The organism is Clostridioides sp. ZZV14-6154, assembly GCF_020657785.1.
Lineage (GTDB): Bacteria > Bacillota > Clostridia > Peptostreptococcales > Peptostreptococcaceae > Clostridioides.
Window position 1 is genome coordinate 1,154,859 of the sequence record NZ_JAGWCY010000001.1, and the last position, 14,909, is coordinate 1,169,767.

Annotated in this window: 16 protein-coding genes; 1 reads left to right on the plus strand and 15 read right to left on the minus strand. The window is 27.8% G+C overall.

From position 1 onward, the window contains the following. Nucleotides 1-16: 16 nt before the first annotated feature. The 9 genes from KGF45_RS05635 to aroE all read right to left on the minus strand — a co-directional run bounded on the left by KGF45_RS05635 (nt 17) and on the right by aroE (nt 6,416). A complete protein-coding gene (locus tag KGF45_RS05635; RefSeq protein ID WP_227827147.1) occupies nt 17-1,087 on the minus strand; it encodes an elongator complex protein 3 in 1,071 nt (356 codons plus the stop codon). 53 nt (nt 1,088-1,140) lie between these two features. Further along, the gene (gene rnc, locus KGF45_RS05640; protein ID WP_227827146.1) at nt 1,141-1,851 is read right to left on the minus strand and encodes a ribonuclease III; all 711 of its coding nucleotides are present in this window, start codon (nt 1,849-1,851) and stop codon (nt 1,141-1,143) included. Between the two features lie 162 nt (nt 1,852-2,013). After that, nucleotides 2,014-2,478, minus strand: coding sequence for a CD1247 N-terminal domain-containing protein (locus KGF45_RS05645; protein WP_227827145.1), 465 nt, complete (start codon nt 2,476-2,478; stop codon nt 2,014-2,016). A 91-nt stretch (nt 2,479-2,569) separates the two neighbouring features. After that, entirely contained in the window at nt 2,570-3,127 is a 558-nt protein-coding gene (efp, locus tag KGF45_RS05650; RefSeq protein ID WP_227827144.1) for an elongation factor P, read from the minus strand. 379 nt (nt 3,128-3,506) lie between these two features. Further along, nucleotides 3,507-4,037 carry a hypothetical protein gene (locus tag KGF45_RS05655; RefSeq protein WP_227827143.1) on the minus strand — a complete coding sequence of 177 codons (531 nt, stop codon included), beginning with the start codon at nt 4,035-4,037 and terminating at the stop codon, nt 3,507-3,509. Then, complete coding sequence (locus KGF45_RS05660) at nt 4,027-4,473, minus strand: hypothetical protein (RefSeq protein WP_227841975.1); 447 nt, start codon at nt 4,471-4,473, stop codon at nt 4,027-4,029. Before KGF45_RS05660 ends, KGF45_RS05655 begins: the two co-directional genes overlap by 11 nt. Beyond that, nucleotides 4,466-5,161 carry a hypothetical protein gene (locus KGF45_RS05665; protein WP_227827141.1) on the minus strand — a complete coding sequence of 232 codons (696 nt, stop codon included), beginning with the start codon at nt 5,159-5,161 and terminating at the stop codon, nt 4,466-4,468. Before KGF45_RS05665 ends, KGF45_RS05660 begins: the two co-directional genes overlap by 8 nt. After that, nucleotides 5,148-5,507, minus strand: coding sequence for a hypothetical protein (locus tag KGF45_RS05670; RefSeq protein ID WP_227827140.1), 360 nt, complete (start codon nt 5,505-5,507; stop codon nt 5,148-5,150). The genes KGF45_RS05665 and KGF45_RS05670 overlap by 14 nt, the downstream gene beginning before the upstream one ends. 57 nt (nt 5,508-5,564) lie before the next feature. After that, nucleotides 5,565-6,416, minus strand: coding sequence for a shikimate dehydrogenase (gene aroE / locus KGF45_RS05675; RefSeq protein ID WP_227827139.1), 852 nt, complete (start codon nt 6,414-6,416; stop codon nt 5,565-5,567). Nucleotides 6,417-6,674: 258 nt separating this feature from the next. On the opposite strand from aroE, the gene sigK reads away from it, so the two are divergent. Continuing rightward, nucleotides 6,675-7,316 carry an RNA polymerase sporulation sigma factor SigK gene (gene sigK / locus KGF45_RS05680; protein WP_227827138.1) on the plus strand — a complete coding sequence of 214 codons (642 nt, stop codon included), beginning with the start codon at nt 6,675-6,677 and terminating at the stop codon, nt 7,314-7,316. Between the two features lie 99 nt (nt 7,317-7,415). Here sigK and KGF45_RS05685 read toward each other — a convergent pair whose 3' ends face one another. From KGF45_RS05685 to KGF45_RS05710, 6 genes are all read right to left on the minus strand, one after another. Further along, nucleotides 7,416-9,080, minus strand: a complete 1,665-nt coding sequence (locus tag KGF45_RS05685; RefSeq protein ID WP_227827137.1) for a peptidoglycan D,D-transpeptidase FtsI family protein — start codon at nt 9,078-9,080, stop codon at nt 7,416-7,418. A 71-nt stretch (nt 9,081-9,151) separates the two neighbouring features. Next, nucleotides 9,152-10,399 (minus strand): peptidase U32 family protein, encoded by a 1,248-nt coding sequence (locus KGF45_RS05690; protein ID WP_227827136.1) that lies wholly within the window; start codon nt 10,397-10,399, stop codon nt 9,152-9,154. Continuing rightward, the gene (locus tag KGF45_RS05695) at nt 10,386-11,060 is read right to left on the minus strand and encodes an O-methyltransferase (protein ID WP_227827135.1); all 675 of its coding nucleotides are present in this window, start codon (nt 11,058-11,060) and stop codon (nt 10,386-10,388) included. The genes KGF45_RS05690 and KGF45_RS05695 overlap by 14 nt, the downstream gene beginning before the upstream one ends. A gap of 171 nt (nt 11,061-11,231) precedes the next feature. Continuing rightward, nucleotides 11,232-12,311 carry an endolytic transglycosylase MltG gene (mltG, locus tag KGF45_RS05700; protein ID WP_227827134.1) on the minus strand — a complete coding sequence of 360 codons (1,080 nt, stop codon included), beginning with the start codon at nt 12,309-12,311 and terminating at the stop codon, nt 11,232-11,234. A 226-nt stretch (nt 12,312-12,537) separates the two neighbouring features. Further along, on the minus strand, nt 12,538-13,863 hold the full coding sequence (locus KGF45_RS05705) for a pyrimidine-nucleoside phosphorylase (protein WP_227841976.1): 1,326 nt from the start codon (nt 13,861-13,863) through the stop codon (nt 12,538-12,540). A 186-nt stretch (nt 13,864-14,049) separates the two neighbouring features. After that, nucleotides 14,050-14,862, minus strand: coding sequence for a purine-nucleoside phosphorylase (locus tag KGF45_RS05710; RefSeq protein ID WP_227827132.1), 813 nt, complete (start codon nt 14,860-14,862; stop codon nt 14,050-14,052). Between the last annotated feature and the right edge of the window lie 47 nt (nt 14,863-14,909).

Below are 14,909 nucleotides of genomic sequence, written 5' to 3' on the forward strand. Positions count from 1 at the left end.
CCCTTCATCGTTAAAACTAAAGGTTATAAATGTCATACAATTTTCTATGGATGTCTCTCATATTAGCAATAATTAAACTTTTCCCATCTAACACAATTTCTAATTGATTTATATCTAAATCGGATTCTTGTGTTTTTAAAATCACACTAAAATTTTCTTTCATATATTTAATATTTGTTTTTTTATTTCCTATTATTTTAGAAATATTCTTTTTATTAGACTTCACCAACATGTTCTTTATATTTTTATTTTGTGAAATAAGAAATTCTAAATAATCCTTTATCATCTCAGCTTCTACCAATTCTCTAAAAGCAGGGTGATACGGACCTGCTAAGACAGCTTTTCCCATTTGTATATCATCAGTAGCTTGAAGCCCAACTCTTATTACATTTATATTGTTAACATAAAATAATACAAGTACTTTTTTTACTATTCTTACACTCTCGTCAAGTGTAAATGGCTTATATTCATTTTGCTCCATCAATTTTTCCAGACCAGTCTCTTTTACCACTAAAGTTGGATAAATTCTTACACAATCTGGTTTAAGCTCTACAAATTTTTTGGCTGTAAATATACATTTTTCTTCTGTATCAGCTGGAAGTCCAACCATCATTTGTAAGCCAAGTTTAATTCCACTATTTTTTATCAACTTCGAACTCTTGTATACAACTTCTGACTGATGACCTCTAATACTATCTAATAATACTTTTTCATCTAAGGATTGTACTCCAAGCTCTATTATACTTGTCTTATATTCTTTTAACATTTCTAATATTTCTTCACTAATACAATCTGGCCTTGTGGACATTCTAATATCTTTTATAAAACCTTTTTCTACATACTCTTTGGCAACAGATAATAAACTTTTTTGTATATCTACATCTATAGCAGTAAAACTTCCACCAAAAAATGCTATTTCTACATCAGCATCCTTATCTATAGTCTTTAGACATTCTTCAATTATATTTCTTGCATCTTCACTAGTAACATCAGTACTCACACCTGTTATTTTTTTTTGATTACAAAATATACAATCATGAGGACATCCTTTGTGAGGAACAAATATAGGTATAATTCTCTTTTTCATCTACAACATCCTTCTAATCTAAATATTTCTTTTTATATTTTTACATATTATATTTATTTTTCCCATAATTTTTTCTTTAGAGCTACTTTAGCAGCCAATTGTTCTGCTTCTTTTTTGCTTTTACCTTCTCCTATACCCAAAACATCTCCATTAATTCCAACTTCCATAACAAACCTTTTATTATGGTCTGGTCCCTTTTCTTCTATAAGCCTATACCAAATATTATTTTCTCCATTTCCTTGTAATACTTCTTGAAGATGTGTTTTATAGTCTCTAAATATATTTCCCTTTCTTGAATCGTAAATTATATTTTCCATATGGTGTAATATAAATTGTCTTGCACTTTCAAATCCTCCATCAAGATATATTGCTGCTATTACAGCCTCAAATGCATCTGCTAATATTGAAGTTCTATGTCTACCTCCAGTAGATTCTTCACCTCTACCCAATAGCATATGAATCCCTAAATTTATATCATTTGCAACTTCACTTAATGAATCTTCACAAACTATGTTTGCTCTAAGTTTAGTCAATTCCCCTTCGGGCAGATTGGATTCTTCATTAAATAAATAATCACTTATCACTATTCCTAAAACTGAATCTCCTAAAAATTCTAATCTTTCATTAAAATTATATCTCTTATTTTCATTAGAATATGAACTATGTGTAAGAGCTTCTAGTATATATTCTTTATTTTTAAATTTATAATTTATAACATCTTCAAATCTTTGTATATTATCTAGTAATTTTTTACTTATCTTCATTATTACATCCCTCCAAAATCCTATTCTATAAATTCTAGTGTACTATTTTTGTGCAACTATTGCAAAACCAAAATCCAAAATACTTGTCCTCATAAAAATAAAACTACCTATGAAACAAAATATCTCATAGGCATCATAGGCAGTTTTATTTCTTATGAATTTTTATTCTCTATCATCACAATTTGAACAACCACCACATGTACAATCATCATCATCTTCATAATCATCTTCTGATGATAATATTACAGCCTTACAATCAGGACAAACAACATCTACTTCATCATCATATAACAAATCTTCGTCTATTTCTACTAATTCTCCACAATTTGGGCATTCCATTTCTATATAGCTGAAGTCCTCATCGTCATCATCTTCTTCATCTTCTTCGTAAAGATCCTCTTCCATGTCAGCAATATCTTCTTCTAAATCTGCTAAATCTTCGTCTATAGATTCAACAAAATCTTGAAGTTCTTCTTGTTGTTCATCCAATGTTACAACAGCTTCTGCAAATACTTCTAATGCATCAACTATTTTATGTATCATTTTCCCTTCTTTACTCTCAGTGCTTATTTCTAAACCTTCTGCTAAACCTTTTAAGTATGCAACTTCTTCATATAAATGTTTCATGTAACACCCCTCGCTTTCTTTTTAATATATAAACTAAAAGCTCATATATCTTATATTATTAAGACATATAAGCTTTTATATACATAAATTTTTATACTCTTGATAAATATTCACCTGTTCTAGTATCTATCTTTACTTTATCTCCAGTATTTATAAATAATGGAACTTGAACAACTGCACCAGTTTCAACTGTAGCTGCTTTAGTTACATTACTTGCTGTATCACCCTTTATTCCTGGCTCTGTATCTACAACCTCTAGCTCTGCAAAGTTTGGAGCTTCCACTTGGAATGGTTGTCCTTGATAAAATCTTATTGTCGCAACTTCATTTTCTTTTAAGAATTTAATTGCTTCTTCAACTTGTTCATAGTTTAATGGTATTTGTTCAAAATTTTCTTGGTCCATAAAATAATATAACTCACCATCATTGTATAGATATTGCATTTGTCTTGTATCTATTACAGCTTTAGGGAATTTTTCACTTGGATTAAAAGTTTCTTCTCTTATAGCTCCTGTTTTTAAGTTTCTGTATTTAGTTCTAACGAAAGCAGCTCCTTTACCTGGCTTAACGTGTTGAAAATCAACTACTAAACATGGTTGTCCATCTTTTTCAAATGTAACACCTTTTCTAAAATCACCTGCTGATACCATTTTTTGTTCCTCCATATTAAAATAAATTTCTTATTTTTTAGTAAATTTTACATTACTATGCCTTTAAAATTATATCTCTTACTTGAATTCTGTCAAGTCAGGATTACAAATTTTTACTAATATCATAATATCATAAGTTATACAATATAAACAAGTATTTGGCAGATTACTTATCCTATATTTTTATTATTTACATCTATAATCATACTTTATACATTTTATATATTGATATTATTTATCTCTACGACTACACTTTCCACTATTACTCGTTACTTTTTATTTAAAAGTAACAGATAAACATAATTTTTTAGATTTTTACAGAATAACTTTCATAAAAAATTAAAACAATTATCTTCATTAATAATACTTCTATTTAAAATTATACATTTTTAATAAAATTCCATACTTTTACTTTAAACTCAGTTTCATATTTTTGATTACGTTTTGATAATTTCAATATTATATTAATATATTCTCCATTATTAGACATTGAGACATACATTTCATCTACATAATCACCAATTTCATATCCACCAGCTTGGCTACTTTCACCATTTAAAGAATTCACAAACAACTTATTTCGTCTCTCATTTAATATAATTTCTTTGTTGCTTGTATATTCTTCATTATCAGTTGTATTTTCATCTACATATCTACATTTTATAGATGTCATTTTTTTAAAACCTTTATCATTAGAAGATAAGTTTATTATCCCCCTAGAATTACTAATGATTCCTTCTATAGATTTTGTGATTTCAATACTTTGTTGCTGTAACTCCATTTTATCTTCTATTTTAACTTTTAAATTCATTGTAAGTATAAATATAGAATATAAAGTTATCACCAGTACTACAATTACAGTTAAAGATACTGCACCTTCTAAAAGTAAATATCCACATTTACGTTTCATATTTTCCCTCTTTCAAAAGTACTCTTCCACTTACAGGTGTTATTGTTATAGTTTTATTTAATCTATCATTATATATCTCTATTGTAGTTGCTTTTTGAGGTGAGCCATCAGATTTAAATTTTATAGTTTCAATACTTCTTGCGATTCTTACATTTCTAGGCAGTACTATGGATTTAATATTTTTGCCATCTTTCCTCAATACATATCCTTCTTGTTCTTTTTGCTTTATATAGTATATATATGTATTGTAGTTGCTAAACATATTAATTCGTCTAACATATCTTATATCTGAACAAAGTTGACGTGCAAATAAATTTATTTTATGATTTTCAAGATTATCTTTTGGAAAACATATTGTAGCTATCAATAGTATTATACCTATGGATACTACTAATTCTATTACAGTCACATTCCTTCTTTTTTCAAAGTTATACACCCCTATACTTATATACATATACTAAATTTTTCTCATCAAAGTTCTTTTTTATATTTTCTATTATCTCTTGGTCTATTTCTTCTTCATCTCCATTAGTGTTTTGATTATCAAAATCTTTACTTTCAGACTCAAATACAGTTGAAAGTTCTATTTGGTCAAACGATTTAGACTCCTTAGATGTTTCAATAGAATCTTTATTACTATAATCATCATCTATATAATCTTTAATATCAATTCCTACCCATGGATTTTTAATTTTTACTCTCACTTTTATTACTTTTAAAAAGTCTTTATCTCTGGCTGTACTTGTTATATCAAACTCAAAAAAATCTCCTTTGTCATATATAGTATTGTTTTCTATTTTTAAATGAACTTCTTCTAAATTACTATAAGATGTATCTTTTATTTTTTTTATACAATCAATCGTATTATTTCCTAAGAAATAGTCTCTAAATTCTTCCTCATTATTAGATATATTAATGGCTTCCTCAACACAACAAAGTACATTACTTATTGATATTTCTATACCACTTAAAGAAGCTTCCCTTAACTTAGCATCTTTATATTCTAATTCAAATATATTATCATTACTATAAATTAAACCTATACACATAATACATACAGTGCTTATAATAGAAAATATTATCAATGTTGCTATTAATATAGAACCTTTATTATTTCGTAACATAACTGTTAAATCTTAATTGTTTTAAATCACTCTTAATTTCCATATTTATCTCATAACATTGATAATAGTTTAAAATTTGTTTCACTGTGCTATTAATCTCATAACCCTTTATGTAATTTTTATTTATTTCATCCTCAGTCAGTTGATATTCATTATTTTTTATTTTATATTTCTCATCTTCCAAGTATTTCTTTGCAATATTTAACATTTCTCTATTAGATGCATTTTTACTAATAAAACTATAGCAGCTATATAAAGATGTAGATACCAAATACACAGCTACATATAATATGGCAATACTCATTATACATTCAATTGATATAAAACCATTCTTTTTCGTTTTCAATAATAAAAACCTCTCATTAATATTTTATATTCTATAGATTAAAGCTTAAGGAATTAGTTATAAATTCTTTTCATAAATATCTTTTATACAATCATTTTCATTACTGTCTAACCTTATTCCAGTCCATATACAAAATGAACTTAGACCTTGATTTATTAACATATCAATTCCATACATAACATCTAAATTGTATTTTCTCGCCCATTTTATAAGGCTTGTTTCATGAGGCTTGTACACTATATCACATACTAGTATTTTTTTGTTTGGAATCAATGATTCATCGATTGGACATAAGTTATTCCCCATACCTATTGGTGTAGTATTTATAAGTATATCAATTTTACTTAAATCATTTTTATCAACTTCTTTAGTGCTATAGTCTACATCTAATTTAAAACTAGACTTTATTATATTTGATATTTCCCTTGCTTTATCTATACTTCTATTTCTTATTTCTATAGATTTTACATTATTAAATGCAAGTTCAATAGAAATGCTTCTACACGCACCTCCACAGCCTAATATCATGACCTTTTTGTCTTTTAGGTCAAACCCATTTTCAATTACAGATTTTACAAATCCAACTCCATCAGTATTATATCCTTTTAATACACCTCCCTCATTCTTAATAGTATTAACTGCTCCTACTAATTTTGCTTTGTAATCAATACAATCCAAGTATTTAATTATATTTACCTTATGAGGTATTGTCACATTACAACCCTCTATACCCATACTTTTTATGGACTCTACTGTTTTTCCTAAATCTTTTGGCTCTACATCAAAACATACATAAACATTATTTTGTTTGTATTTTTCAAATAAATAATTATGCATGATTGGTGAAAAGCTTTGTTTCACTGGATGTCCTAAAAGACATATAAGCTTTGTTTCGCTATTTACAATCATATCTTCCTCCCTTTTATTTATTGACATCTAAAATTCAATTTATACCAAATAAACTAATAATTTATCTGTCTTATTTTTTATATATTCAACAAAAAATTAAACTTAAGTTCTTCTTTTTAATGTTATATTACAGCCAAAAGTTTGTAAATATATGTTTTAAATTCTAACAGTATACATATTATTTTATTGAATAACAGTCAACTTGGATAAGTCTCCTTCATATAATTTAAAGTGACCGTTAAAAAGGGGGGTGACTTATTGGCAGCGCTTAAATCTTTTGAAAAACCCTTAACCCCTGAAGAAGAGATTGAGTATTTAACTAAATTTAAAATAGAAAATGATAAAAGTGCAAAAGATACATTGATTGAAAGAAACATGAGATTAGTAGCTTATATCGCAAAAAAATACAACAATTCGACAGAAGATCAGGATGATTTAATATCTATAGGTACAATAGGATTAATAAAAGCTATAGAAACTTATAATATAGATAAAGGAACTCGACTGGCAACATATGCTTCTAGATGTATTGAAAATGAAATTTTAATGAATATCAGATCTAACAAAAAAAACAAATCACAAGTATCTCTACAAGACCCTATCGGAACAGATAAAGAAGGTAATGAAATAAGTCTTTTAGATATACTTGGTACAGATGTCAATTATGTTCTTGATGAAGTGGAGTTAAAAGTTCAGGTTGGAAAACTATATGAACAACTTAATAAAATCCTTACTCCTCGAGAAAGAGAAATTGTCCAGTTAAGATACGGGTTAACTCCTTATGGGTATAAAACTCAAAGAGAAATAGCACAAAGACTTGATATCTCTAGATCATATGTGTCCAGAATCGAAAAAAAAGCTCTTAAAAAACTAGAAAAAGAGCTTGTTCAAGAAAATTAATATTATATTTTTAAAAGGATATATCGTATAACATTAGTCAAAACAACTTACTTAAAAATTAAAATTACGATATATCCTTAAATTTTATAATACATGACTTTATTTTATACTTTCACATATTTCTTTAAATATAGGTATTGCTGATTTACTTTCCTTTTGAGTCCCTTCTACTAGCACAGTTATTACGTACTTAGGTCTTTTCTCTGGATAAAATCCGGTTATCCAACCATGATCTATTGGCTTTTTATTCAGACTACTTTGAGCTGTACCAGTTTTTACCCCACATCCTCCTTCTAAATCCTTTAAGACTTTAGCTGTCCCAACTTTAGAAACAGACTTCATAATTTCTTTTACTTGTGTACACACATAAGGAGAAATAATTTCTTCCTTTTTTGAAGACTTATAAGTTTTTATTGTCTTCATATCATTATTTACAAGACTTTTATATAAATATAATGGTTCAAATGTTCCATTATTAGCTATTATCTGGGTCATTTGATTTATTTGGAGTGGTGTAAATTCTATATTTTCTTGCCCTATAGCTAAATTACGTATTGATATATTTTTTGGAGCTTCTCTAATTCGTTCTTCATCAAGACCAATATCAACCTTTTCAAATAAATGCAATTTCTCAGCAGACTTTAATATCTTCTCTTTACCAACTTTCATTGCTATATCTAAAAATGCTGGATTACATGAATTAGAAAAAGTTTGCTGTAAGGATTGAAGACCATGCCCATCTAGTTTATTGCATCGTAATATTTCATTACTATTTCCGACTTTAGTTTTCCCTTTACAATTATAGGTATAATTCTCATCTACAACTCCATTTTCAAGTGCAGAAAATAGGACTACCATCTTAAACACAGAACCTGGCGGATATGTCGATTTTATGACTCTATTTTCAAATTCTCCATTTTTACTCTTTAAACTCTTTGCTATGTTATTTTGGTCAAAATTAGGTCTAGAACACATAGCAATAATTTCACCTGTAGATACATCTGAAATCACTGCTGCTGTTGGATTTTCTTCTTTATTTAGTATTTGCTCTAAATTTTTTTGAATATCATAATCAATAGTAGTTTTTAAATGTTTATCTTTATCTTTTTCATCAACTGTTTTTACACTTCCCTTTAAAATATTTAGAGATTTTTCGTTTCCTGCATCCCCTGCTTTAAAAGCACTTATATATTTTTCATTTGAGTTTCTAAGTACACTATCCATACTTTTTTCTATTCCCAATTGACCTGATTTATCATCATCTTTTATATAACCTATTGTATGTGATAACAAACCATCCTGTGAATATCGCATAGTCTTTTCTTCTAGCATTATCCCATTTTTCTCAAGCTGTTTTTTCATGCTATTATCAATATTTTCAGTCTGAATTTGTATTATGGGATTCGCCAATTGTTCTTGTATAATTTTATATATTTCCAAATCATCCATCTTAGTAGCCTTCTTAACAAGTTCTAGTATTTTATAGTTGTTATTTAATTTTTCTTTCTCAACAACTAAAAGCTGAACTTTACTTGTATCTGTAAGTTTCTTATTATTTCTATCATAAATTATGCCTCGTCCACTATTTAACTCTACTTTCTCAACACTCTGTGATTCAACATTTCTTTTGTACTTATCACCTTTTAATACCTGTATATCAACTAGCCTATAGATTAAACCACTATAAATTATTAAAATTACAGTAAATATATACCAGCTTCTCTTTCCCACTTTTTTCAAAAATGGAGTCTTCTTTTTTGACATGAAATCACCCCTTAGATAATTTCATTATTGACAATTTCTAAGGGGCTAATACTATTTTTATTAAATTTTTATTACTCTTCAACTTTTTCTTCTATAACTTTTCTAAGCATATAATCTTTCTCAACTTTTACAGATAGTTTTAACTTAACTATCTGTCTAGGGTGAGGAGCTGATTCTATAGGCTCTCCTTCTTCATTGTACATTTCTTCTATTTTAGTAAACATAGTTTCTTTATATGGTCCCATAACTTCTATTTCATCACCAACACACATTTTATTTCTCTGTTCAACTACAATAATCCCATTTTCATCCTCTGTCTCTCTAACTATACCTATAAAATCATAGTTTCTAACATATGATGCTGATTGATAATTTTGGTCTTCTGTTGTTGGTTTATTCAAGTAAAAACCTGATGTGAAATGTCTATGGCTACCTTTCTTTAACTCTTCCATCCAAATAGGATTAAATTTCCAGTTCTCAGGGTCCTTATAAAATTCATCTATTGCCATTCTATATGCTCTTACAACTGTTGCAACATAATATGATGTCTTCATTCTTCCTTCTATTTTTAAGCTTGTTATACCAGATTTAATTAATTCTGGTATGTATTCTATCATGCACAAATCTTTTGAGTTAAAAAAGAATGTGCCTCTTTCATCTTCATATATAGGGAAATATTCTCCTGGTCTTTTTTCTTCAACTAAATGATATTGCCATCTACAAGATTGAGCACAAGAACCTTTGTTTGCATCTCTTCCAGTCATATAATTACTTATCAAACATCTTCCTGAATAAGAAATACACATAGCTCCATGCATAAAAGCTTCTATATCCATATCTAAAGGTGTCTTAGCTCTTATTTCAGATATTTCATCAAATGATAATTCTCTTGCCACTACAACTCTTTTTATTCCATGTTCATACCAAAAATTGGCACTAAGATAATTAGTTGTATTTGCTTGTGTACTTAAATGTATTTCCATATTTGGAATTACTTTTTTAATTACACTAAGAACACCTGGGTCAGCTATTATAACTGCATCTATTCCTATCTCTTCTAACTCCAATAAATAAGCTTCTAATTGTAGAAAATCTTCATTGTGAGGGATTATATTTACTGTTACAAATACCTTTTTCCCTCTCTCATGTGCAAAAGCTACACCTTCTGCCATATCTTCTTTACTAAAGTTTTTTGCAGCAGACCTCATTCCAAAGATTTCTCCACCTATATAAACAGCATCTGCTCCATATGTTATAGCTATTTTTAATCTCTCCAAATCACCTGCTGGAGCTAAAAGTTCAACTTTATTTAATTCCATCTACGTCACCTCTTTTACTTTCTTTATAACTTAATGCTACACCATCTCCTATTGGTATCAATGATGTACTCAAATAATCACAATTACATATATAATCTAAATAATTTCTCATTCTTTTTACTATGGTTTTCTTTCTTCTTACAACAAAATCATCATGTGCAACCATTCCTTTATATAAAATATTATCAGAAACTAATAATCCGCCATCTTTTAGTTTATCTATAACTAAATCAAAGAATAGCTTGTATTGACCTTTTGCTGCATCTATAAATATAAGGTCAAATTCACCTTGGATTTGACTCAATTTTTCTTCTGCATCTCCTTCTAGTATAGTTATGTTATTTTCAAAACCAGCTAATTTTATATTTTCTTTTGCTTTTTCTATCATTTTTTCGCTTCTTTCAACAGTTATTATATCTGCATCTTTTCCTATGATTGTTGCAAAGAAAATAGAGGAATAACCAATTGCACACCCTACTTCTAAAACTCTTTTTGGCTTTTGAATCTTTAATAAAACTTTTAATAAATCTGAAACTTCTTTGTGTATTATAGGAACACTATTTTCCTCAGCATAAATTTCCAAATCTTTTAAAAGTCCTTCTTTTTCCTTTAATGTTACTCTTATATAATCTTCAACCAAGTCATTAACTATATTACTCATAAAAACACTCCCTAAAATAATAAACATTAAAATTTTGTCTTAATTTATTATTTTTTAAATTCATATTGCTCTGTATATTTACACTTTCTTTATTATAAATCTAAGAATAACAATTTTCAATAAAAAAGCCCAACATTATTCTTACCCTGTTAGACTTTTTATAATCATTGTTTATTTTTTGGTATTTTCATTATTTGTTGTTTTTGTATCTTTACCTTGTTTATCTCTCGCTTCCTTGTACTCTTTAACATATTTTAAATGGTCTTGATAGTTTGTACTATAGTTATTTCCTCCATCAATCTTTGCTACAAAATACAAGTAATCTGTTTTATCTGGGTAAAGTGCTGCCTCAATAGATTTTATACCAGGATTTGATATTGGTGTAGGAGGTAATCCTTTGTTTTTGTAACTATTATATGGTGAATCAATTTTTAAATCATTATAAGTTACAATTTTCTTTCTTTCTTCAAATATATATTGTATTGTTGCATCTGATTGAAGAGGCATACCTACTTTAAGTCTATTGTAAAATACACTTGCTATTATTGGTCTATCTTTATCAAGTACAGCTTCTTTTTCAATTATTGAAGCCATCTCCATTACTTCTTGAAGAGTCATCTTTGAGTCTTTTTGTTTCTTTTTAAATTTGTCTGTATATTTACTATCAAACACCCTCAACATTTCACTTAAAATATCTTCCTCTGATTGTTTCTTTGAATTAAAATAATAAGTTTCTGGATACAAAAATCCCTCTAAAGAAGTTATTCCATCTTCTTTCAAGAATTCAAACTTGTCATAAAACTCTTTAGGTTTTTTTATTAGATTTTCAAAAGTGGTTTTATCTCCTAAATTTTTATTTACTAATATTGATATAATTTCTTTAGATGTAGAACCTTCTGGAATAGTTACTTTTACACCATCATGATATATTTTTCCTGAAGCTAAAAGGCTTATTATATCATTATTTGAATACGATTGATTAAGTAAATATGTTCCTGATTTTATAGATGGAGCCTTATTACTCACTTTTACTATCAATTTAAACAATAATTCATTTTTTATTAATTTATTTTCATATAGTATGTCAGATATTTTTCCAACTGATGCTCCACTTGGAATTTCAATAATTACATCTTCTTTGTTATTTTTATCATAAGGACCTATTTGCATAGACACAAATATACCTACCACAACAATTAAAATAACAACTATTAATGCTACTATTTTCAATCTATTTTTTTTAAAATTCATAATATAATCTACTCCTTATGTATATTTGTCCATTTTCTATTATAAAGCTAAGCACTGTAATTTTCAATCATCTTGTCGAATAAACTTATTTATATTATAAAAAAATACTTTAAAATATATTTTTATTATTATATATTTATTACTTCTCAAGCTTTTCAAAAAAATAAAAAGCCTAACACTATTTTTGACATGTTAGGCTTTTTATAATCACTTTTTCTAAAATTTTCTAAAACTTTTTAATTTCATCTTTAGTTACAATACCATATACTAATTTATTTTTTTCTATTTTTTCATCTACAATAGAATATGAATTGACGAATCTATCCTTTGCTAATGTAAGTTTTTTATCATCATCATAGTACATATATGCTAAAACTTCACCTTCTTTTACATAATCTCCAATTTTTTTTTCTAAAATTATTCCTGCTGATAAATCTAGAATATCATCTTTAGTTTCTCTACCAGCTCCAAGAATCATAGCTGATATGCCTATATCTTCTGCTTTAATCTTACTTATATATCCAGATTTATCTGATTTGATTGGATACTTATACTTTGATTCTTTAAATAAAGAATAATCATCAACTATATCTTTATTTCCACCTTGATTTTCTATGAACTCTTTAAGTTTATCTATGGCTCTACCAGATTTTATTGATTCTCGTATCTTTTCAATGCCATCATCAAAATTACATGCAACTTTTGCTAAAACTAGCATATATGCTCCTAAAACTTCACATAATTCAACAAGGTCTTTTGGTCCATTTCCTTTTAAAGTTTCAATTGCTTCTATAACCTCTAAAGAGTTACCAACAGCAAATCCTAAAGGTTCATCCATATCTGTCACAATTCCTATGGTATCTTTATTCATACCAACACCTATATCAACCATAGCCTTTGCCAATTCAAAAGACTCCTCTAAAGTCTTCATGAATGCTCCACTTCCAGTTTTCACATCTAATACGATTGCATCAGCTCCTGAAGCTAGCTTTTTAGACATTACACTAGATGCTATCAATGATATATTATCTACAGTTGCTGTAACATCCCTAAGAGCATATATTTTTTTATCTGCAATTGCTACCTTTGCACTTTGACCACAAACTGCTATTTTATGCTTATTTACAGAATCGATAAATTTGTTTATATCCATTTCTGTAGAAAAACCTGATATAGCTTCCAATTTATCAATAGTTCCTCCAGTATGTCCAAGACCTCTGCCAGACATTTTTGCAACAGGTGCTCCACATGAAGCAACTAAAGGTATAAGAGCTATTGTAGTCTTATCTCCGACACCACCCGTACTGTGTTTATCTACTTTTATACCCTCGATATCTGATAGCTCTATCATATCACCAGAGTGCATCATTGCTTCTGTAAGATATACAGTCTCTTGTTTATTCATCTTATTTAAATAAACAGACATTAATAGTGCAGAAGCCTGATAGTCAGGTATATCTCCTTTAGAATAGTTTTCTATAAAGTAATTTATCTCTTCTTTACTAAGTTCTAAATTATCTCTCTTTTTTTTTATAATATCATACATTCTCATACTTGAAATCTCCATTCTAATCTGTAATAATGTAAATAGATTTTTAAATTTATAAATATATTTATATATTATAATATTATAAAAAACTGTCTCTTATTAGAAATACTTTTCTATATCAAGACAGCTCATTATTAATTATTTTCAAATTGTACATTGTCTATTTTATAATAAATTTACTTAAATCCTCTATAAATTCTTAACTGTGCTCTTAACTAAGTTCAAAAATTCTGATTTAACTTTTTGAGTAGTTTGTATAACTTCTTCATGACTTAATGGTTGATTTAAAATACCAGCAGCCATATTAGTTATACAAGATATACCAATAACATCAATATTAGAATGTGCTGCTACTATAACTTCTGGAACTGTTGACATTCCAACTGCATCAGCCCCCAATATTTGAGCCATTCTTACTTCTGCTGGTGTTTCATAATTAGGTCCACTAAAGAACATATATACACCTTCTTTTACATCTATATTGTATTCTTTAGCACACTCTTTAACTATATCTACATATTTACATGAATAGGCATCTGACATATCTGGAAATCTATCTCCAAGTCTATCATCATTTTTTCCTACTAATGGATTACTCCCACTAAAATTTATATGGTCTCTTATAATCATCAAATCCCCTGGTTTAAATTGTTTATTTACGCCACCAGCAGCATTAGTTACTACAAGAATTTCGACTCCAAGAGCTTTCATAACTCTAACTGGAAAAGTAGCTTCTTTTTGAGAATAACCTTCATAATAATGAAATCTTCCCTGCATAGCAATTACTTCTTTTCCTGCAAGCTTTCCAATAACAAGTTGCCCAGCATGTCCTTCTACTGTTGAAACAGGGAAATTTGGAATTTCGCTATATTTAATTATGACAGAATCTTCTATATCATTTGCTAAATCACCAAGTCCAGAACCTAATATCAGACCAATCTTAGGTTTTATATTAATTTTAGAATTTATAAATTTACTACTTTGTTCTATCTTTTCAAACATTCCAATCCCTCCATTCATTCTATTAAGCTAATTTTTATTACTTTAAT

Coding starts and splice junctions, on each gene's coding strand:
- KGF45_RS05685 (WP_227827137.1), bottom strand. CDS start 9,080: ATGTCAAAAAAGAAGACTCCATTTTTGAAAAAAGTGGGAAAGAGAAGC.
- efp (WP_227827144.1), bottom strand. CDS start 3,127: ATGGTATCAGCAGGTGATTTTAGAAAAGGTGTTACATTTGAAAAAGAT.
- aroE (WP_227827139.1), bottom strand. CDS start 6,416: ATGATTGTAAATAGCGAAACAAAGCTTATATGTCTTTTAGGACATCCA.
- KGF45_RS05690 (WP_227827136.1), bottom strand. CDS start 10,399: ATGGAATTAAATAAAGTTGAACTTTTAGCTCCAGCAGGTGATTTGGAG.
- KGF45_RS05665 (WP_227827141.1), bottom strand. CDS start 5,161: ATGTTACGAAATAATAAAGGTTCTATATTAATAGCAACATTGATAATA.
- KGF45_RS05705 (WP_227841976.1), bottom strand. CDS start 13,863: ATGAGAATGTATGATATTATAAAAAAAAAGAGAGATAATTTAGAACTT.
- rnc (WP_227827146.1), bottom strand. CDS start 1,851: ATGAAGATAAGTAAAAAATTACTAGATAATATACAAAGATTTGAAGAT.
- KGF45_RS05710 (WP_227827132.1), bottom strand. CDS start 14,862: ATGTTTGAAAAGATAGAACAAAGTAGTAAATTTATAAATTCTAAAATT.
- KGF45_RS05655 (WP_227827143.1), bottom strand. CDS start 4,037: ATGAAACGTAAATGTGGATATTTACTTTTAGAAGGTGCAGTATCTTTA.
- KGF45_RS05695 (WP_227827135.1), bottom strand. CDS start 11,060: ATGAGTAATATAGTTAATGACTTGGTTGAAGATTATATAAGAGTAACA.
- KGF45_RS05645 (WP_227827145.1), bottom strand. CDS start 2,478: ATGAAACATTTATATGAAGAAGTTGCATACTTAAAAGGTTTAGCAGAA.
- mltG (WP_227827134.1), bottom strand. CDS start 12,311: ATGAATTTTAAAAAAAATAGATTGAAAATAGTAGCATTAATAGTTGTT.
- KGF45_RS05635 (WP_227827147.1), bottom strand. CDS start 1,087: ATGAAAAAGAGAATTATACCTATATTTGTTCCTCACAAAGGATGTCCT.